Genomic DNA, 20835 nt, shown 5'->3' with positions numbered 1-20835 from the left:
TTCAAAAATTTTTTTTCGTTGTATATATTTCTCCAAATTAATTATTTAGCTATTTAAAAGTATCGAAAGATGTGTGCACACTAATGTATATTTTTTGGATGTCAATAAAAGTATTATGTCAACAATATGAACTGTCACAAATCTTTATATATTATTGTGATTGATATCACATCACTTTTTTTCAATGGGTATTATGCTTAAGGTGTAATGAATGATTGGGAGAGGGTGGGATGATATGTTTTGTTATCAATGTGAACAAACGCCAACAGGCGGATGTAAAGTAATAGGTGTTTGTGGCAAGAATGAAACGATTGCGAGTTTACAAGATACGATTGTGTTTGGGCTAAAAGGAATTGCAGCTTATCGCACACATGCTGCTCAGCTAGGGTATACGGATGGATTTGTAGATGCTACAACACAAGAAGCTTTATATATGACATTAACAAATTCTAATTTTAACGAACAAGAGCATATTGATATGGCTATGAAAGTGGGGAAATCAGCTTTACGGGTGATGGAATTATTAGATGAGGCACATACGAATCATTTTGGTGTGCCAGAACCTGTACAAATTACACAAAATCGTGTAGAAGGTAAAGCAATTGTAGTTACGGGCCATAATTTATTTGCATTAGAAGAACTATTAAAGCAAACAGAAGGAAAAGACATTAATATTTATACGCATTCTGAAATGCTACCAGCACACGGATACCCGCAACTGAAAAAATATAAACATTTAAAAGGAAACATCGGTAAGGCATGGTATGATCAAAGACGCCTTTTTGAAAAATTTACTGGTGCCATATTAGCTACAACGAACTGTGTTATGCCAATTAAAGGATCATACTCTGATCGATTCTTTTCATATGACATTGCAGGTTTAGAGGGTGTACAAAAAATTGAAAATGATGATTTTACACCATTGATTCAAAAAGCACTAGAACTTTCAGAAGTACATATGGAGTCGGATGAACAGTTAGTAACAGGGTTTCATCATCATACAGTATTATCGTTAGCTCCGGAAATTATTAATGCAGTAAAAGAGGGAAAGATAAAGCGTTTCTTTGTTATCGCCGGTTGTGATGCACCGGGAAAAGGCGGAGAATATTATCGTGAATTAGCAACGTCACTTCCGCCAGAAACAGTTATTTTAACAACTTCTTGCGGGAAATTCCGCTTTAATGATGTGGATTACGGTGTTGTACCTGGTACCGAGATTCCGCGCTACATCGACTTAGGACAATGTAATAATTCCATTTCTACAGTGAAAATAGCAGCTGCATTAGCTGATGCTTTCCAATGTGAAGTGAATGAATTGCCAGTAAGTATTGTGCTATCATGGTTTGAACAAAAAGCGGTTGCCATTTTACTCGGGCTATTTAGTCTTGGAATTCAAGATATTCGCATCGGTCCAAAGGCTCCTGAATTTATTTCACCTGGCGTGCTTGATGTATTACAAGAAACATTTGGTTTAAAACTAATTACAAATGCAGCAGAAGACATAGGTATGATGTTATCGTAACAAAAAAATAATCTGTCTTATTAAATAAGAAGAGCTAGCCATATTTATTAACTTTGGTATAGTATAGTGCCCCAAAACAAAAATGTAGAATTTTTATTTTGGGGTAGTTTCTTTTCTTAGTGGGATAGGTATGGGGAAATTTAAAAAAAGAAAACAGGCTGTATCGAATAGGTAATAGTTGATTTTAGAAAAAAATATAAAATCGAGTTGACATTCATCGCTACTTAGTCATACAATGTAGTTGTAATAAGCAATACTGAGTAGTGTTGTTTCTCAAAATATTTCCAGTAGACAATAGATAATAGCGGATTATAGAAAAAATTTGAAAATCAGTTGACATTCATCGCTACTTAGTCATACAATGTAGATGTAATAAGTGATACTGAATAGTTCAGATTCACAAAAACTGTTCAGTAAAAAATTCGCCTTAGTACTCTGTGATACTGAATATAAGTCAGACAGAATAGGGGGTAAAGGAGGATCAGGACATGGAAAATTTAACTGAAATGCTGAAAGGTTCACTGGAAGGGTGTGTACTGGAAATCATTAGTCGCCGTGAAACGTATGGCTATGAGATTACCCGCCACCTGAATGATCTTGGGTTTACCGAAGTTGTGGAAGGTACGGTGTATACCATCCTCGTACGATTAGAGAAGAAAAAGCTTGTGAATATTGAAAAGAAACCATCAGATATGGGACCGCCTCGTAAGTTTTATTCATTAAATGAAGAAGGCCGCCAGGAGCTTGAATTATTTTGGAAAAAATGGGATTTTGTATCGTCAAAAATTAACGTCTTGAAGTCAAAATAGGTTCATAAGATAAAATGTTCCGGCCGATATTTTGAGAATTTCTTGTTCGGTTTTATAAAAAAGGAGGAAAATAAGATGTTAGAAATGTTCAAAAAGTTAATTGGTGATAAAAAAGAGTACAAAATGATGATGGCACGAGTTGAGGCTCTGCCAGAGGACTACCAATTTGTATTTAAGAAAATTCAAAACTACATGTGGAATTTTTCAGCGGGTAACGGGATGGATATGTTACACATACAGTATGAATTAATCGATTTGTTCGAAGCGGGTGCAGCGGAAGGAAGACAAGTGCTTGACATTACTGGGGATGACGTGGCTTCCTTTGCTGACGAACTAGTGGCAAATGCTAAAACTTACGTCTCCAAGTATCGTGAAGATTTGAATGAAAGTATTATGAAGAAATTGAGAAAAAAATAAATGGAATAAGTAGTACCGACTGATTAGCTGGTTACACATATGAATTGCCATCATAGCTATTCAGTTATATTTTTAATTCGGTACTAAGTAATACAGAATATAAGTGATACTAAATAGATAGAGGTAAATAAATAGTCTTCGCAAAACATTTTTATAGGGAGGAAAAAAGTATGAGTCATGCAGTGATTTCTGTAAAAGGCTTGAAAAAATCCTTTAAAGACAAGGAAGTTTTAAAAGGGGTAGATTTTGAGGTGCAGCGTGGAGAAATTTTCGCGCTGCTAGGCTCAAATGGAGCGGGAAAGACGACAACGGTCAACATCCTTTCGACACTAATGAAGCAAGATAGCGGTGAAGTAAGTATTTGTGGATTTGATGTACAGAGTCAACCAGATCATGTTCGTCAAAGTATCAGTTTGACAGGGCAGTTCGCAGCTTTAGACGGTATGCTGACTGGGAGGGAAAACTTGATAATGATCGCCAAATTACGTGGTGTTTCCAATCCCGCTCAAGTTGCTGACAATCTACTTGCAAGATTTAGCCTGACTGATGCGGCAAACCAAAGGGCAGATCAGTATTCAGGCGGGATGAAGCGCCGGCTTGATATCGCGATGAGTTTGATTGGGGCGCCAGCAGTTATTTTTCTTGACGAACCAACGACTGGACTTGATCCTGAAGCGCGAATCGAAGTGTGGGATACAGTCAAGGAACTTGCTGGTAGCGGTACAACTATTTTGCTTACGACTCAGTACTTGGAGGAAGCAGAACAACTGGCAGACCGTATCGCTATTTTGCATGGCGGAAAAATTATTACGACAGGTACTCTTGCTGAACTAAAAGAGATGTTCCCGCCAGCAAAAGTGGAGTATATCGAGAAGCAACCGACATTGGAAGAAATATTCCTTTCGATCATTGGCAAAAAGGAGGAGATGTAAATGAAAAGTAAAACAGGTGTATTACTAGGTCGTTTAATGCGTAACATTATGCGCAGTCCGGATACAATTATTACAGTAGCGATTACACCGATTATGATGATGCTATTATTTGTCTACGTGTTTGGCGGCGCAATAAAAACTGGAACGGAAAACTACGTTAATTATTTATTGCCGGGAATTTTGCTAATGGCTATCGCATCCGGTGTAGCTTACACTTCCGTGCGACTCTTTACGGATGTAAAGAGTGGGCTGATGGCACGTTTCATTACGATGCCTATTAAGCGCTCATCCATATTGTGGGCTCACGTTTTAACCTCTCTAGTTGCTAATGTACTTACTATCGGGGTGGTTATTCTTGTTGCACTCTTAATGGGCTTTCGTTCCAGTGCTAATATTCTAGATTGGCTCGCAGTAGCTGGGATACTAGGAATGTTTACGTTAGCGCTAACATGGTTGGCTATCATTCCAGGGCTGACGGCAAAGTCTATGGAAGGGGCGACAGCCTACTCGTACCCACTAGTTTTTCTTCCATTTATTAGTTCAGCCTTCGTACCTACCGAAACGATGCCAAAAATTGTTCGTGTGTTTGCGGAGAATCAGCCTGTAACTTCAATCGTGAATGCGATTCGTGCTCTTTTATATGAAGGAACTGTTGGAAACGATATTTGGATTGCGCTCGCTTGGTGCGTCGGAATTATGGTTATTGCTTACTTCTTTGCTAGTAAAGCATTTAAACGTCAGCTAGGGTAAGTGAATGAAATCATCCGGAATAATATATTTTTTTGAAAAAGCACGGGAAGATTTTCCGTGCTTTAATAATTCATTCATACTTCGCTTAATTGTAGTAGTTTTAAAGTAAATAGGAGAATAATAAATTGAATACACATGCCTGTATGGTATGTTAACACTTAACTAAAATGACTTGTTAATAAACAGAATATTCCGTGTAAATATAGAGGTTATCGTAGTGATGTGTTATATTTATACTTATAAGGTATATAATGTATAAATTGATCGTTTAGGGGATGAAAAAGGGAGAGGTTCAAATGAAATGGTATTTATATACTCTCAAAAACTATGCGAAATTTAGTGGGAGAGCTACGAGAAAAGAGTACTGGATTTTTACTTTATTTAATAAGGTTACGTTTTGGTCATTAATATATTTGGCCTCTTATTCTTCGTCTGCCTTTTACTTAAGAGCCAATATTACCGTGCTATATATAACAATTTTTATCGTTCCTACTCTGGCAGTGGAAGCTCGTCGATTACATGATAGTGGAAAAACAGGATGGTGGCAGCTATTAAATTTGGTGCCATTTGGAGGAGCGGTTCTACTTGTGTTTTGTATCATTGAAAGTGATGAAGGTGAGAATAAGTATGGACCAAATCCACATTCAAATCTTAAACAAGCAATTTAATGTGTTTATAGAAAACTCTAATATAAAAGGTATGAACTAAAAGTTAGTTCATACCTTTTTTGTTGTATTATTCATAGAAGCCTCGTTCAGTAGTGAGCGCTTAAACTCAATATTTTGAGGTTTAACTGATTACTCTTATGGGGAATATAAACATAATCGCTCTTGTAAATCTTTTAATATTTCTTCAGGCATTTCCCTAATTGTAATATCCTTCCCTAGAAAAAGCAGCCAATTTATTATTTCCGTCACTTCATCGGGATTGTTAACATTGATAAAAGTTTTTAAAATGGCTGTGGATTGGTAAGGATTAGTATAAGATATTGAAATTTTTAAAGGATGGTATTTTTTGAACTGGGCAATTGCTGTCGGACCAAGTTCAAGTACAAGGTTAATTGCTTCAGCCTTCTTACTTAGTTTTTCTAAAATCTTTTTCTTATTGAGCCTTTTATTCGTCGTGTATGGTTCGATATTGATGAGATCATCGACAGGAAACATCATCTTCTTTTCTTTTTTTAAGTCAAACCCTTCAATGATCCAATGGCTTTTTTCTTGATAAAGGTGCAATAGATAAATTGGATAAGACTTGATTTCTTCATCTTCTTTCATAGTAATCAATAAATGGTTATCCAAAAGAAGGATTTGAATGAGTTTTTCTAACATAGGATGGGGGAGATCAGAAAGCTCAAGTAGATCGGGATTATGAGGATTAGTTCCTTGGAACAGCAAGAGTTGATTTAAAAGAACAAGGTCATCCTGCTGGGTTTCTGAGATGAGTCCTAGTAGTTTTTCGGCTAAAGATTGACGACTCTTTAGGTAGGGAAGTTGTTGATTCCTCGTAGCCATAAAGGCAATAAAAAGAGCTTTCACTTCATTATCAGTAAAGCGAACAACGGGCAGGATAGAATTATGCATAACAAAATATCCCCCGGTCCTCCCAACTTCAGCGACAAGTGGCATTCCCATAGCTTCAATTTCTCTAATGTCTCTAATAGCTGTCGACCGTGATATGTTAAATTCTTGTATAATTTCAGAAATTGTAAAGTGAGAGCGGTTGTTAATATACCGCATAATTGTATTAATCCGTTCAACTTTTTTCATTTTAGTCTCCTAAACAGTATCATTTTTTGACATGGTTTAAAGGTATTATAAACGTATCAGATGAAAAGATAAATCGTTTGATTAATAAAAAAAGAGGCAGGTTTTGAATATGAAAAATTATTCTATAGAAGAAAAAGATAGCTTTATTGTGTTAGGTATTGGAACTGAAATTAAGAGTGAATACACAGACTTTGCTGGAATAAATAAAGAAAAGGAAGACTTTTGGTCGGCTGTTAAAGAAGATGGAAGGCTGGACACTTTAAAAGCTTTAGCTACAAATGAATACATTTTTTCCGTGAGCGAAGCGGTGAATAACAAAATGATGTATTATGCGGGTGTCATGACAGAAGCACAAATAGAAGAAGAATCTAGAGTGATTCAGTTTCCGAGGGGAGAATACTTAGTAGTGAAAGGGGAAGACAAAACGGCTAAAGAGCTAAGTAATAAGCTTACTGGCATCGCCTTCGGTCAAGCTTTACCAGAAGCAAAGGATTTTGCCTACGTTGGTGGACCGAATACAACGGTTGAGATGGGACAGAGAAATGGCTTAGTATTTGGTGAAATGTGGATTCCGGTTGTTAGGAAGTAAAGTGATAAAAGGTGCGAATATAGAAAGTAGAGGCTAACGATCTTGTATTGTTGGCCTTTTTGAAATGAATATAATATTCATATACTGCTACACAGTATGTTCTGATAAAATGGAATAAAAGGGAATTGCTGTAAGGTGGTGGCAGATTGAATAAAAAAAGATTATTTGAGCTATTCATAGTAACGTTTGTTTTTCTATTCCTTCATGTAAGTACATTTACTAATGAAAAATTTAACGATAAATTGGGATCTTTTACTTACATTGTTTTATTTCTTATGCTTACTATCAACGCTATATTTATAGAAAGGTATTTTGGTGATATACAAAAGTGGATTCGAAATATTACATGTTGCTTTGCTTTATTCGTAGTGGTTTTAGTAGCTCTATGGATAGGTTATTTTTAGTACTTACTTAAGAGAATGAGAAATATGTAATTACACTACATTTGATCCGATAATATTACTTAGCTGCATCGGTTTATATTAATCTTTTCTCTCCTCAATCATGATAAAATGTACAATAGGAAATTTTATGTAAGATAAAGAAGGAAGGTTTATGGTGAGCCTGAGTACTTTGCTAGCTTTTGCGCTTGTTTTACTTAGTATGATTTGTTCACCTGGGCCTATTTTGATTTATCTTATTTCTCGTTCCATTACACAGGGGCGTATGACAGGATTTATTTTTTTATTAAGCATCATGCTTGAATTTGTAATTCATATAAATGAAGCAACTTTAGTATTCACTCAAAAATCCATTGTCTATGAAACAACTAGATTTGTAAACGGCTTTAATAGAAAGATGTCTATTGTATTTTTTGCGGCAAGATTAAATAGCTTTTTTGTTACTTTACAATAAAGTATACTTAATATCAGTAATTCATGTAATTAGGGGTGGTTTCTATATTTAGAGAAAATACAAAAAGGATACTTCTGTCATTAGTAACAAATCCAATACTAATAATTGTATACGGAATTTTTTGTTATGAGTTGGCTTTATACTGTAAGTACGGAAGAATGAATTATAATATTTACATTTTGTTATTATGTATAGTACTTTTTATATCCATAACTACATTTACTACAATGCGGGTGATAAAAAATAGAGAATATGAATCTAAAAAATTAACAAATTCAATAGCATGGAGATCCATTTCTATTATCATTATTGTTGCAATTACATCATTTTATGGGATGCAGATTTATAAAAGTGCAATAAATTACAATGGTAAATTGGCATGGTTTATAGAAAAGTTAAAACATGAAAGGTCAGTTAAACTTAAACATAATAATATATATAAGTCTGGAGTAGAAGGTATTTTTGAAGATATAAATAAAAAATATCCTTTGCCAAAGAAATTGTATATGGCAACTGATTTTGATCTTACATTTCATTCAGATGGAACAATCACAGCGTTTGATACATTTGTTTATGGGAAAAATGATGATGGGAAAGAAGAAACTTATTTAATCTCTTATAATAAGAAGAAGTCAGAAGATATTACTATAATACGAGACGGATACGCAAAGCCTGATTATAATGATGATAAATTAGTAGAACCTTTAATTGAAACGGTTAAGGCGATTCCAGTTAAGCAAACGGTTAGAAAATGGAATGAAAGTAAGTATGGGTTGATTTATTATGGAAAAAGAAATTGGGGATCCAATACAGAGGGAATTATTAATATTACTGAGGATGGTAAGGGACAGAGTCTTAAAAAAGCAGCTTCTGATATCATTGGATATACTGTATCTATATTTGTCCCTGGAAAAGAGCAAGAGCTAGTCCCTGCTAGATATAATTTAATAAGTGACGCAAGTTGGAGTAAATCAAAGACGCCTCCAAAAGAAGATATGCTTAAAGAGAAGAAACAACAAGATTTAAAGAATGAAAAAGAACAGTTTTTCCTATCGAAAGAAGTTGGTTATAAACTAAATATGACAGATAAAGCATTAGGGAGCGCCTTTTATTCATTAAGCAAGACTAGTGATGAAGGGAAAACATGGGAGGTTATCAATCCAGACCCATTTAATGGGGGGATTGGTAGTGTATCAGGAATCACTTTTATAAATGATAAACTTGGGTTTTTAGGAGCAATTAGGCCTTCTGGTAATGAAGGAGAGTTATATCGCACAGATGATGGGGGAGTATCTTTTAAAAAGGTAGAATATCCGTCGCATGAAGTGAAATTAGATCATACACAGTCCACAATAAGTCCTTTTGATTCACCTAGTATGCCATATGAGAAAGATGGGGTTTTTAATATGTTAGTTGGACAAGGGGCAGATGGAGACTACAATGGCGATAGTAGTGCACTTTATCAATCAAAAGATAACGGAGAGACATGGGAATTTGTAGAAGAAGTGAAAAAGAAATAATCAGAATTTTTTTTGAAAAAAAAGGTAACTACTTAGCTATACATTTTATTTAGAAGTTTGGTAAGGGGTATAATTCCAGCCATGAAGATAAAAATGGACCTATACCTCGCTGCCTTTCTTTGTTTTATTTCTTATGCTTACTACCAACGCTATATTTATAGAAAGGTATTTTGGTGATATACAAAAATGGATTCGAAATACCACATGTTGTTTTGCTTTATTTGTAGTGGTTTTAGTAGCTCTATGGATAGGGTACTCTTAGATCCTTACTTAAGAGAATGAGAAGTATGTGATTACAATACATTCGATCCGATAATATTACTTAGCTGCATCGTTTTATATTAATCTTTTCTCTCCTCAATCATGATAAAATGTACAATAGGAAATTTTATGTAAAATAAAGGGGGAAGGTTTATGGTCAGCTTGAGTACATTGGTAGCTTTTGCAATTGTTTCGCTTAGCATGGTTTGTTCACCTGGGCCTAATATGATTTACCTCATTTCCCGTTCCATTACGCAAGGACGTATGGCGGGATTTATTTCTTTATTGGGCATCATGCTCGGATTTGTAATCTATATAATCGCAACTATGTTTGGACTTACAGTTCTATTCGTTGCTGTTCCCGCTGTATATGAAGCAGTAAAGTGGGCAGGTGCTGCTTACTTGCTCTGGCTCGCCTGGAATTCGATTAAACCGGGTGCTACATCTATTATGGAACCTCGTATGATTTCTAATGAGCCACCAAGGAAATTATTTCTGAGGGGACTCATGACGAATCTTCTGAATCCAAAGATTGCTATTTTGTATGTATCACTTCTACCTCAATTTGAAGATCCAGAGAAGGGATCGTTGCTTTTTCAAGGTGCAGTTTTGGGGCTTACGCAAATCACTGTTAGCTTTATGGTTAACCTTGTAATTGTATGTACAGCAAGTAAAATTGCAAAATGGTTTGGCACACGCCCGACGTGGCTACGAGTACAGCGTTGGCTTATGGCAAGTGTTTTAACGGGGCTTGCTGTACGTCTTGCTTTTGAACGTCGACAGTAAGAGCCTCTTTACCGTCAGTTTCTATAATATAACCTAATAAATATTAATATAATTTATGTATAGTAGATATTTACCTTATAAAATAAGGGGGGAATATTATGACTGAGACAAACGAATCTTCAGGAGTTAATTTGAAAAAAGATGTGAAGTTTTCTATTATAATTCCTGCGCATAATGAAGAAAAGTACATTAGAAAATGTTTAGATTCAATTGCAAAGGCATCAGAGGCATATAAAGAGCAAACGGAAGTTATAGTTGTTTTAAATCGTTGTACAGATAAAACAGAGGAAATAGCAAAATCTTATAATTGTGTTACATTGAAAAATAACGATAAAAACTTATCTGAAATTCGAAATGCAGGGGCTAAAATAGCTAGTGGAGAAATAATCGTTACTATAGACGCTGATACCATAATGACAGAGTCTATGTTGTTTAATGTAGATAAATATTTAGCTTCAGGTACATACATTGGTGGTGGGGTGAATGGTAAGTTTGAAAGAATATCTTTAGGAATATTTCTCTCCGCAATGTTAATCATAATCCCCTTACTTTTTAAGTACGGAGCTATATCTGTAGGGATTTTTTGGTGCTATAGAAAAGACTTTATGGCAATCAACGGATTTAATGAAAACATGCTTATGGCAGAAGATGCAGATTTCGCTAAACGTTTAAAAGAGTGGGGAAAGAAAAATAATAAGAAATTCGGTACTATTAAAAATGGAATGATAACTTCATGCAGAAGATTTGATACATATGGAGACTGGACTTTACTTAAAAATCCAAAAGTAATTTTAGCTTATCTAAAAGGAAATGATAGAAAATACGCAGATAAGACATATTATGATAACCAAGAAAGATAAAAATGGAGAAAATCAGAAGAGGATAGCTAGTACTTTTTTAGATATAATGAGAATCCAACTTCATTTAATAGATATTATAAGAAAACCACCAATTTGATTATCCTTTTTCAAATTGGTGGTTTTTATTTTTGAAATAAATATGTATTTTTTTATAAAAATATTTTTTGACCCCCATAAAACTATGTATTCCTCCGAATATGTATAGTGAAGAAAATAAATAGAAGAAAAATGACTATGAAAGAATATAGAAGCATTAATAAAATTACTAGATTAGGTGGGCATCCAAAATAAAAGGATGAAATTACCAATGGTATAGAGGAGAGTTATTCAAGGATTGCAGATAAAATAGAAAAAGAATAAGCAAAACGAACGGTAGAAAATAAGAAAGTAGATAAAAATACAAACCTAACTGTAGTGCCGAGAGAAAAGGAAAAATCATTAAGAAAACGTTAGACTCTAAAAATATAACTAACAGCAAGAAAACAAGACCGAAGAAAAGTACCAAGAAAATCTGGTTAAATGGTCACTTGTGTAGTGGCCATTTTGCTATTTGAAGGAGGCTGGGAGATTACAAGTGTTGAGTTTAGTAATGAAGATCTTAAGAAAACCGAAAATAGAAGATATCGTATGTAACATACAAAACAACGAAGAAGATAAAGAAGCGTTTATCGTACAGTATCAGCCTTTTATTAGAAAATCAATCTCATCTGTCTGCCGCCGATATATTACAGAACAGGATGATGAATATAGCATTGGATTGTTTGCATTTAACGAAGCAATTGAACAGTATTCCTATACAAAAGGAAAATCCTTTTTAGCGTTTGCTGATCTTCTTATAAAAAGAGATGTAATTGACTATATACGTAAGGAGTCTAAACATAACTTTGTCTTTTTAAAAGAAGATGAGCAAGAGGAAATGTTAGAAATGCAAGTGTCGCTTACGGAGTATATGAAAGAGATGGAAAATAGTAACCGTAAGGAGGAAATTCTTCATTTTCAAAGTGTGCTAGCTGAGTTTAAAATCACATTCTCAGAGCTTGCTAAAGAATCTCCTAAGCATCGTGATACGCGTGAGCACTTAATAGAAATTGTAAAAATTATTATAAAAGAAGAGGAAATGATGGAAGAGCTGTTCCGAAAGAAAAAGTTACCGCTTAAACATATTGAACCGCGTGTTAGGGTAAGTCGTAAAACGTTGGAACGACATAGAAAATACATTATTGCAATGTGTATTATTTTTGCAAACAACTATACATATATTCTGGATTACATAAGAGGGGAAAAGCATGATGAATAAAGGAATTGTGATGGATATAAAAAAGCATAGCGTAGTTGTTTTAACACCAAATGGAGAGTTTATTACGTGTAAAAGAAAAGGGGATTCTTGCATGATCGGGGAGGAAATCTCATTTGATGAGCAAGAACAAAAAGCATCGCATTTTTCGATCCCTTCCTTTTTAAAACCTGCATCAATACTTGTTGCTTGTTTTCTATTTGCAGTGCTGTTTTTCTACAACCAACCAGAAGAAAAAGTATTTGCTTACGTCTCAGTTGATATAAATCCAAGTTTAGAGGTGAGCGTAACGAAGGATTTTCGTGTTATAGATTTACAGGCTTGTAATGATGATGGAAGGCGTATTTTAAAAGAATTGAAGCAATGGGAAAATAAACAATTACAAGAAGTAATACGGACTATTATAAAGCAAAGTCAAGAGGATAAGTATTTAACGAATGATAAGCAAGTTATGCTAACAGCTGTTGCAAAGGACAAGGCACTAGAACCACTTTTGGAAAAGGCAATGAAAGAATTAAAGAAAGAATATGAGTTAAAACATATTACAGTTGAATATCAAAGTAGCACGATGCAAGTACGAGAGAATGCTAGAAAAGCTGGAATTGGCACAGGTGTCTATATAAAGCAAGAGAATGAGAAAAACAAATCGCTTACTCCTCCTGCCACGCCGCCTAATCCGGTGGAAAATGAAGAAGAGGTGCAATCACAGCCGGAGTCATCTCCTGATGCATCAATGGATTTATCTCCTGTAAAAGAAAAAAAATATGAAAAGCAAGAGCAGAAAGAACAAAAGAAAACAGAGGGAGAGCCATCGAAGCAAATAAAAGAAAACAATGGAAGAGGATCTCAGCAAGAAAATAGAGGGAATCAACAGGAGAATAACAGTAGAGAATCACAACAAGGAAATAATGGGAATCAACAGGAGAATAACAGTAGAGAATCACAACAAGGAAATAATGGGAATCAGCAAGGGAACAACGGAAGAGGATCACAACAAGGGAATAATGGAAATGGACAAGGGAACAACGGAAGAGGGTCTCAACAAGGAAATAATGGGAACGAGCAAGGGAACAACGGAAGAGAATCACAACAAGGAAATAATGGAAATGGGCAAGGGAACAATGGAAGAGATCCTCAACAAGGAAATAACGGGAATCAGCAAGGGAACAATGGAAGAGGATCCCAGAAAGAAAATGACGGAAACGAGCAAGGGAACAACGGTAGGGGGTCTCAACAAGAAAATAGAGGCCACCAGCAAGGGAATGAAAAGAAGAATCAATAGAATATGGAAGTGAGAGATTCATTTCAAAGCTAAAAGGATTTATCCCGCTATTTGCCGGGCAGTAAGACCTCCATCTCAAAATTCAGCGGAAGCAAAGAAGTTAGGTGGGGATCGGGCTGCCCGTAAATGCCCGATTGGTGAGGGCTGATTAAAGTTGCACTTTATTATTCTATAGTTCTATTAAGAAGGAGTATGTGAAAAATATAATGGAGAAAAACATTCAACAAGAAAAAGATAAAGAAAAACCTGTTTTTTATGATCCGAAAGGAAGGAGAAACATAGCCTTTATTTCGTTTCTATGTATTTCAATAGTTAGTGTAGGTGTTGTATTCTATTTTTTCTTTCAAAGTATTTTTTCAACACCAGAAATTCCAAATATGAATACCGCTGTACAACAAGATACTAAACTTGTACCAATTAATCAAAAACTTAGTGATCAGCAGTTAAAGAAGGAAGAATTTAACCCAAATACCGAAACGAAGGATAATAAAAATTTGGTGAATCCGCCGAAGGATAGTAAACAACCTAAAGAAGTGTATGGTTTTTACGTAAACTGGGATGAAAATAGTACCGCTTCTTTAAAAGAAAATATCGATTCCTTAACTACGTTAGTACCAGAGTGGTATCATTTAAAAGCAGATTTAACGATTAGAAGTGAGATCAAACCTGAGATAGTAAAGTTGGCAGAAAAAAATCAAGTGAAGATTATGCCTTTGCTTACTAACTATACTGAGGAAGCTTCTGGTCCTGATAGTGGGCTAATTCATAAGTTACTGAATTCCTCAAATGATGTAAAGACAAAGTTTATTAATGATTTAGTAAGCCAAGTTAAAAAGAATCATTTTTCAGGAATTAATATTGACTTTGAGGCCGTACCTGAAAGTGATAGAGAAAACTTAACAAATTTTATGAAAGAACTTACTACGGAATTTCATGAACATGATTTGCTCGTTACACAAGATGTTCCAGCTAATGATAAGGCTTTTGAGTATAGTGCGTTAGCAAAAATAATAGATCGAATGATTGTAATGATGTACGATGAGCACTATGGAGCCGGGGAACCAGGACCAATTGCTTCAAATAAGTGGTTCCAACATACATTGAAAGAACTGAATATTCCGTCTAATAAACTTATAGTTGCTTTCGGTAACTATGGATATGATTGGGAAGTGAATAGTAAAGAACCAGCGAAATCATTAACTTTTTCAGAAGTTATGGCAATGGCTCAAGGTTCAAATATGAAAATTCAATGGGATAAGAGTAGTGGGAACCCTTATTTTAGATATAAAACAGGAGAGAAAGAACATACTGCTTGGTTCTTAGATGGCGTTACTCTCTATAATCAAGTGAAAATCGCAATGGACAATAATGCAAATGGATTTGCGCTATGGAGATTAGGAGCAGAAGATCCTACAATATGGAAAGTTTTAAAAAATCCGATTGAGGTACAAAAAAATCCTAATGTATTACATAAAATCAATAGTTTAGATGAAGTAAATTATTCTGGACAAGGTGAAATTTTACAGATTGAGAATGAAAGAAAAAATGGATTGAGAGATTTTAAAGTAGGCAAAAATGGTTACCTTACAGATGAAGTATATCAATCCTTACCATCTGCATATGAAGTGCAACGATATGGAAAACCAAATGGGAAACAAGTAGTATTAACATTTGATGATGGACCAGACCCGAAATATACGCCAGAAATTTTAGATATATTAAAAGAGAATCAAATAAAAGCTGCTTTTTTTGTACTTGGTGAAAACGCACAACTAAATACTAGTATTGTAAAAAGAATATACGATGAAGGGCATGAAATTGGCAATCATACTTTCAAGCATCCTAACATAGCTGATACGTCTTTACTACGAACGAAAGTAGAACTTAATACGACGCAACGTTTAATTCAGGAAGTAACTGGACATTCTACGGTTTTATTTAGACCGCCATATGAAGCGGATGCTAACCCGGATTCATCAAATGAAATATTGCCTATTTTACGTGCACAAAATATGAACTATACAATGGTAGCGGAAAAAGTTGATCCCGAAGACTGGGCAACACCATCAACAAATGAATTAGTAAAGCGTGCTCTTAATCCCATTTATAAGGGAGAGGGAAATATTATTCTTCTCCATGATGCGGGAGGGAATCGTACACATACAGTAGAGGCGCTCCCAATCATTATTAAAGACCTAAAAAAGCATGGATATAGTTTTGTAACAATTTCAGATTTAATGAATAAAGAACGAGATGAAATTATGCCTCCTGTTTCTTCTGAGGGGAAGCAATATTTACTTTACAATAAAGCTGTCTTTTCAGGAGCGGGATACTTTAAACATATATTAACTACTATTTTTTATATTGCTATTGGATTAGGGATTTTTCGATTTTTATTCTTAATTTATTTTGCATGGAAGCAGAAAAGAAAAACGTTATCTCGCTATATTAATTCGTCTTATCAACCTTTTGTTAGTGTTGTCATAGCGGCATATAATGAAGAAAAGGTGATAGCCAAGACGATTCACTCAATTTTGAATAGTAATTATAGAGAATTTGAAGTTATTGTTGTGGATGACGGATCGACAGATGGTACGTCAAAAGTAATGAAAGAAACATTTTATAAACACCCTAAAGTTCGTTTCATTCAGAAAGAAAATGGCGGGAAATCATCGGCAATGAACCTAGGGTTTCAACAATCGCGAGGAGAAATCATTGTCACTTTAGATGCGGATACTATTATTGCGCAAGACGCTATTTCTTTAATGGTTAGACACTTTGAAGATCAGAATGTAGCTGCAGTTTCAGGTAATGTCAAAGTGGGGAATAGACGGAATTTGTTAACTACTTGGCAACATGTTGAGTATATTACAGGGTTTAATTTAGAACGTAGAGCTTTTGATGAGTTAAATTGTATTACAGTCGTTCCAGGAGCTATTGGGGCGTGGCGCAAGAAGAATGTAGTTGAATCTGGATATTTAAGCGAAGATACATTAGCAGAAGATACCGATCTTACTATTACATTTTTACGTCAAGGGCATAGAATTGTATATGAAGAAAAAGCGCATGCTTTTACGGAATCACCTGAGGATGTGAAAAGTCTCATTAAACAGCGATATCGTTGGTCATACGGTACACTTCAATGTCTTTGGAAACATCGAAAAGCGTTGTGTAATTCAAAACATAAAACGTTAGGGTTTATTGCACTGCCTAACATGTGGTTATTCCAATATGTTCTGCAATTCATTGCTCCTTTTGCAGATATATTAATGATTATAGGACTATTTAGTAGTAATCCGGTAAAAGTTTTAGGATTTTATTTTGTATTCTTTTTAATGGATCTTTTCGCTTCTCTGTTCGCATTTAAATTAGAGGAAGAAAATCCGAAACCATTAGTATGGTTAATTTTACAACGTTTTATTTATCGTCAATTTATGACTTATGTTGTCATTAAATCTATATTCTCATCGCTTCGAGGAGTAGCGGTAGGGTGGAATAAACTAAAGAGACTGGGGAGTGTTAAACATTCCACGGAACATAAGGAGGCATCATAAAAGAGCGGACTATCTGCTCTTTTTTTCATTAGTTTTAGTTAGTTGAATGTAGAGTTGTAGCATAAAAACTGCTGCTTCTATAACGAGATTCCTATTCATTATGAATAGTGAGACAGTATGTTAAGCTAATCCTTTAGTTTCGGATTAAAGTTTTTTTATATTTTTTTAAAATGACGGACACAAAAACGCATATACCTTCGAATTATATATATGGATAACATAAATATGTATATAAAAGGGGAGAAATAAGATGAAAGAAAAAAAAGAAATGTTTCAAGAAATCGCTGAGGTGTTAAAGGTATTGGCGCATCCAGTTCGTCTATCTTTAGTAAAAATAATGCTTGCAAAAGGTCCTACTAATGTAACAACAATGTATGGGGATTTACAAATGCCTCAAAGTACAATTAGTCAACATTTATCTAAATTAAAAGCTGCTAAAATGGTTACAGGTACTCGGAAAGGATTAGAAATTTATTATGAGGTAACTGACAATCGCACAAAATCAATATTAGCATGTTTAGTTTAAATAATGACTTCTATTTCAAAATAAAAAACGCTATTCTTTTCTATGATTTTACAGAGAGAATAGCGTTTTTTATTTTTAAGGAGTATCTTTTTATATGCCTATAGAATGGAGTGAAAGGTTTATGGGTTTAAATGTACCTACTATTACCTTAGGTTCTAATGCGTCTAATAATGAAAAAATTCTCGGTTTAGGGGTGCCTCTTTATAGCTTACGTACAATTGAGATTAGAAAAAGTAGAGCGAGCGCTTAATGAGGCGGAAGTAGTGTTTATATGCGAAACTTTATAGAAATCTCATTTTTCTAATTGTATCTTTTTAGATTGATGGATGTGGGGTCACGTCCATCAATCTAAGAAAACAAGTTAGCTAAAAAATGATGAAAATAAACTTTATAGAAATAAAAAATATGAACGTAGAGGATTAAACAAAGTATATAGTGCTTTTTTAGTCATGTAATCTTTTAATTTGATGATCTTTTCCCCATTCAAACAGATTATTCATTATTTGCATTAAAGATTTTCCGTATTCACTTAGTGTGTACTCAACCTTTGGTGGTACTTCTTGATATACGGTACGATAGATAATCCCATCAGCTTCAAGTTGCCGAAGTTGTTGTGTAAGAACCTTTTGTGTAATGTTTGGGATTTCTCGTTTAATTTCATTTGTTCGCATTTTTCCATCCGACAAAATACATAAAATATGAACTTTCCATTTTCCACCGATTACATCGAGTGTTGTTGCAATTGGGCAATTATCATTTTGATTCATATAACACCTCCAAAGGTACTTCAAGGTTCCTATAGTACCTGAAAGTACGTACTTTTCAATTATATGTAACTCATTCATACTAATACGTAAAGGATTGATTAATTTATAAAGGGGCTGGAAAATGATGAGAACACTTGTAATTGTAGCACACCCTCATATTGAAAAATCAAAAATTAATAAAAGATGGATAGAAGAACTTGAGAAACATTCAGATGAAATTACGGTGCATGAATTATATAAGGTGGCACCCGATTGGGAGTTTAATATTGAAGAAGAGCAAAAGTTATTAGTAGAACATGACAGATATATATTTCAATTTCCGCTTTACTGGTACAGCACACCACCATTATTAAAAAAATGGTTCGATGATGTATTAACATATGGATTTGCGTACGGATCACAAGGAGATAAAGTGAAGGGGAAAGAATTTGGTGTAGCTATTTCTATAGGTGGATTAGAAAAAGACTATGAAAATAGTGGGATTACAATGGATGAGTTGACGAAACCATTCCAAGCTACATGCCTATATACAGGTATGGAATTTATACCTTCCTTTTATTTATATGGTGCAGAATATAAACTAAGTGATGAAGAGATTAATAAAAGTGCACCTGAGTATGTGCAATATGTGATGAACAAGAAGTATTCTAATATATAATAAAAAATAGCCATTTACTTGTGAAGTAAATGGCTATTTTATATTTTTCTTATATTCACTAAGTGTAATCTTTAGTAAATTAATAGTTAATCTGGTAAAATAAAAAACCTAACATATATAAAGGGGAGTTTTACTTGAGAACGATGCAAAAATTACTACAAAAAAGAGCAATACAATCACCAAATTTGGAAGCGCTTGTAGGGGGGAAGAAAAGATATTCGTTTCAGCAATATAATGAACGAGTAAATCAGCTTGCACATTATTTATTACATAATGGTGTGCAAAGAGGAGAGCGTATAGGAATACTATGCAAAAATAATCACCCATTTCCAAGCGTTATGATGGCAAGTTTAAAAATTGGAGCGGTATTTATTCCGCTAAATCATCAGCTTACTGTATATGAATTAGAAACGATTGTAAAAGAAGCGAAATTAAAAGTGTTAGTTATTGATGAAGAATTTAGTGAAGTGTTATTAAAGGTTGATGCTGTTAAAGAAATTCCTTATATAATTCAAACGACAAAAGAAGACTTTGGTTCATTTGAATTAGAGTTGCAAAAACAGCCAACGACAGAACCGAACGTAGAAGTTCATGAAGAAGACGATGCCATTTACTTATTTACTTCAGGAACGACTGGACAGGCGAAAGCATGTGTAATTGGACATAAAAACTTACATCACTATTTTGCTGAAATTGCAGGACAAAGAGAAATCCCAGCAGGTGAACGCTTTTTATCTGTGCATCCATTGTTCCATATGAGTGGCGTGCTTTCTATTTTAAATTGTATTTATCATGGCGTTACGATGATTTTCTTAGCTGATTCGAATCCTGCTCTTATTTGGGATAAGATTGAAGAAGAGAAAATTACTACGATGCTTGCGTTCCCAGCTGTTTATAGTTACATGCTTGATGAATTAAATAAAAAAGAACGTAATATTTCAACCTTTAAAGTAGCACAAAGCGGTGGTACAAAAGTGCCAGAAACACTCATTCAAAAATATATGGAAAAAGGAATATATATGGTGCAAGGTTATGGTAGTACAGAAGGTTGGGTTATAACCTCATGGCATCCAATGATGGGAAAAGAAAAGATGTCTTCTGTAGGAAAAACCTTGAAAAATGTAGAGGTGAAAATTGTTCATCCGGAAACAGGACATGAACTAACAACAAATGAAGTTGGAGAGATTCATGTGAAAAGTCCATACATGTTTAAAGGGTATTGGAATAATGAAAAGGCGACAAAGAAGGTAGTAAAAGATAACTGGTTTAACATGGGTGATGCTGGCATGATAGATGACGATGGATTCCTGCATATTATGGGAAGATATAAAGACGTTATTATACGCGGTGGTGACAATGTATATCCAGATCAAGTAGAAGATGTTATTCATGAAATACATGGTGTTTTAGAAGTTGCAGTAGTTGGAGTTCTAGATGACTTTTGGGGAGAGGTTCCAAGAGCTTTCATTGTGAAGGATAGCGAAACAATATTAACAGAAGAAAGTATTACTCAGTATTGTAAACAGAAATTAGCCAGTTACAAAATACCAGAAGTGGTATTCATAGATGAGTTACCGAAAAACGCTTTAGGAAAAGTGTTGAAGAGGGAATTACGAGATGTAGTTCTTGTGAAATAGAAAATTATGAAACGATGGAGAACCCAGTTATGTATAAAGCATGACTGGGT

20 protein-coding genes and 2 pseudogenes are annotated in these 20835 nt (G+C 34.4%); 20 read left to right on the top strand and 2 right to left on the bottom strand.

The genetic code is table 11. From position 1 onward, the window contains the following. The first annotated feature begins 235 nt into the window (after positions 1–235). The 6 genes from hcp (at position 236) to GD442_RS16235 (ending at position 5098) form a co-directional block, all read left to right on the top strand. Positions 236–1522 carry a hydroxylamine reductase gene (gene hcp / locus GD442_RS16260; RefSeq protein WP_033666609.1) on the top strand — a complete coding sequence of 429 codons (1287 nt, stop codon included), beginning with the start codon at positions 236–238 and terminating at the stop codon, positions 1520–1522. 488 nt (positions 1523–2010) lie between these two features. Next, positions 2011–2331, top strand: a complete 321-nt coding sequence (locus GD442_RS16255; RefSeq protein ID WP_000429488.1) for a PadR family transcriptional regulator — start codon at positions 2011–2013, stop codon at positions 2329–2331. 75 nt (positions 2332–2406) lie between these two features. Next, positions 2407–2748 (top strand): DUF1048 domain-containing protein, encoded by a 342-nt coding sequence (locus GD442_RS16250; protein WP_000891986.1) that lies wholly within the window; start codon positions 2407–2409, stop codon positions 2746–2748. Positions 2749–2918: 170 nt separating this feature from the next. Next, positions 2919–3680, top strand: a complete 762-nt coding sequence (locus GD442_RS16245) for an ABC transporter ATP-binding protein (RefSeq protein ID WP_000017567.1) — start codon at positions 2919–2921, stop codon at positions 3678–3680. Further along, complete coding sequence (locus GD442_RS16240; protein ID WP_000837813.1) at positions 3681–4430, top strand: ABC transporter permease; 750 nt, start codon at positions 3681–3683, stop codon at positions 4428–4430. It begins immediately after the preceding gene. 296 nt (positions 4431–4726) lie between these two features. Further along, on the top strand, positions 4727–5098 hold the full coding sequence (locus GD442_RS16235; protein WP_000872435.1) for a DUF805 domain-containing protein: 372 nt from the start codon (positions 4727–4729) through the stop codon (positions 5096–5098). Positions 5099–5233: 135 nt separating this feature from the next. Here GD442_RS16235 and GD442_RS16230 read toward each other — a convergent pair whose 3' ends face one another. Next, positions 5234–6196 (bottom strand): helix-turn-helix transcriptional regulator, encoded by a 963-nt coding sequence (locus GD442_RS16230; RefSeq protein WP_000755020.1) that lies wholly within the window; start codon positions 6194–6196, stop codon positions 5234–5236. 109 nt (positions 6197–6305) lie between these two features. Between GD442_RS16230 and GD442_RS16225 the strand changes: the two genes are divergently transcribed. From GD442_RS16225 to GD442_RS27810, 12 genes and pseudogenes are all read left to right on the top strand, one after another. After that, positions 6306–6785 carry a GyrI-like domain-containing protein gene (locus tag GD442_RS16225; RefSeq protein ID WP_002041563.1) on the top strand — a complete coding sequence of 160 codons (480 nt, stop codon included), beginning with the start codon at positions 6306–6308 and terminating at the stop codon, positions 6783–6785. Between the two features lie 146 nt (positions 6786–6931). Then, the gene (locus GD442_RS16220; protein WP_001036214.1) at positions 6932–7189 is read left to right on the top strand and encodes a DUF3963 domain-containing protein; all 258 of its coding nucleotides are present in this window, start codon (positions 6932–6934) and stop codon (positions 7187–7189) included. A gap of 151 nt (positions 7190–7340) precedes the next feature. Then, positions 7341–7506, top strand: a pseudogene (locus GD442_RS28145) (LysE family translocator); the annotation flags it as partial. Positions 7507–7675: 169 nt separating this feature from the next. Further along, positions 7676–9160 carry a WD40/YVTN/BNR-like repeat-containing protein gene (locus tag GD442_RS16210; protein ID WP_079998824.1) on the top strand — a complete coding sequence of 495 codons (1485 nt, stop codon included), beginning with the start codon at positions 7676–7678 and terminating at the stop codon, positions 9158–9160. 106 nt (positions 9161–9266) lie between these two features. After that, positions 9267–9422, top strand: a pseudogene (locus GD442_RS16205) (DUF3963 domain-containing protein); the annotation flags it as partial. A gap of 152 nt (positions 9423–9574) precedes the next feature. After that, positions 9575–10207 (top strand): LysE family translocator, encoded by a 633-nt coding sequence (locus tag GD442_RS16200; protein WP_000254114.1) that lies wholly within the window; start codon positions 9575–9577, stop codon positions 10205–10207. A gap of 98 nt (positions 10208–10305) precedes the next feature. Continuing rightward, complete coding sequence (locus GD442_RS16195) at positions 10306–11067, top strand: glycosyltransferase (RefSeq protein ID WP_000141003.1); 762 nt, start codon at positions 10306–10308, stop codon at positions 11065–11067. A 574-nt stretch (positions 11068–11641) separates the two neighbouring features. Further along, complete coding sequence (sigI, locus tag GD442_RS16190) at positions 11642–12364, top strand: RNA polymerase sigma factor SigI (protein WP_002082432.1); 723 nt, start codon at positions 11642–11644, stop codon at positions 12362–12364. Then, positions 12354–13643 (top strand): anti-sigma factor domain-containing protein, encoded by a 1290-nt coding sequence (locus GD442_RS16185; protein ID WP_033666298.1) that lies wholly within the window; start codon positions 12354–12356, stop codon positions 13641–13643. Before sigI ends, GD442_RS16185 begins: the two co-directional genes overlap by 11 nt. Positions 13644–13849: 206 nt before the next feature. After that, positions 13850–17197 carry a trifunctional glycoside hydrolase family 18/polysaccharide deacetylase/glycosyltransferase family 2 protein gene (locus tag GD442_RS16180; RefSeq protein ID WP_086407705.1) on the top strand — a complete coding sequence of 1116 codons (3348 nt, stop codon included), beginning with the start codon at positions 13850–13852 and terminating at the stop codon, positions 17195–17197. Between the two features lie 250 nt (positions 17198–17447). After that, positions 17448–17723, top strand: coding sequence for an ArsR/SmtB family transcription factor (locus GD442_RS16175; protein WP_000660066.1), 276 nt, complete (start codon positions 17448–17450; stop codon positions 17721–17723). A 94-nt stretch (positions 17724–17817) separates the two neighbouring features. Next, positions 17818–17973, top strand: coding sequence for a hypothetical protein (locus GD442_RS27810; RefSeq protein ID WP_033666297.1), 156 nt, complete (start codon positions 17818–17820; stop codon positions 17971–17973). Between the two features lie 193 nt (positions 17974–18166). Here the strand turns inward: GD442_RS27810 and GD442_RS16170 are convergent, their stop codons facing one another. Further along, complete coding sequence (locus GD442_RS16170; RefSeq protein WP_001072982.1) at positions 18167–18490, bottom strand: winged helix-turn-helix transcriptional regulator; 324 nt, start codon at positions 18488–18490, stop codon at positions 18167–18169. Positions 18491–18614: 124 nt separating this feature from the next. Between GD442_RS16170 and GD442_RS16165 the strand changes: the two genes are divergently transcribed. Beyond that, a complete protein-coding gene (locus tag GD442_RS16165) occupies positions 18615–19148 on the top strand; it encodes an NAD(P)H-dependent oxidoreductase (RefSeq protein ID WP_033666606.1) in 534 nt (177 codons plus the stop codon). Positions 19149–19282: 134 nt separating this feature from the next. After that, a complete protein-coding gene (locus GD442_RS16160; RefSeq protein WP_001259937.1) occupies positions 19283–20785 on the top strand; it encodes a class I adenylate-forming enzyme family protein in 1503 nt (500 codons plus the stop codon). The last annotated feature ends 50 nt before the right edge of the window (positions 20786–20835 follow it).

Origin of the sequence: Bacillus sp. A260, assembly GCF_009861435.1 — a bacterium.
Taxonomy (GTDB): Bacteria; Bacillota; Bacilli; order Bacillales; family Bacillaceae_G; genus Bacillus_A; species Bacillus_A cereus.
Note: the sequence above shows the minus strand (reverse complement) of the source record. Positions and strands in the feature narration are given on the sequence as shown.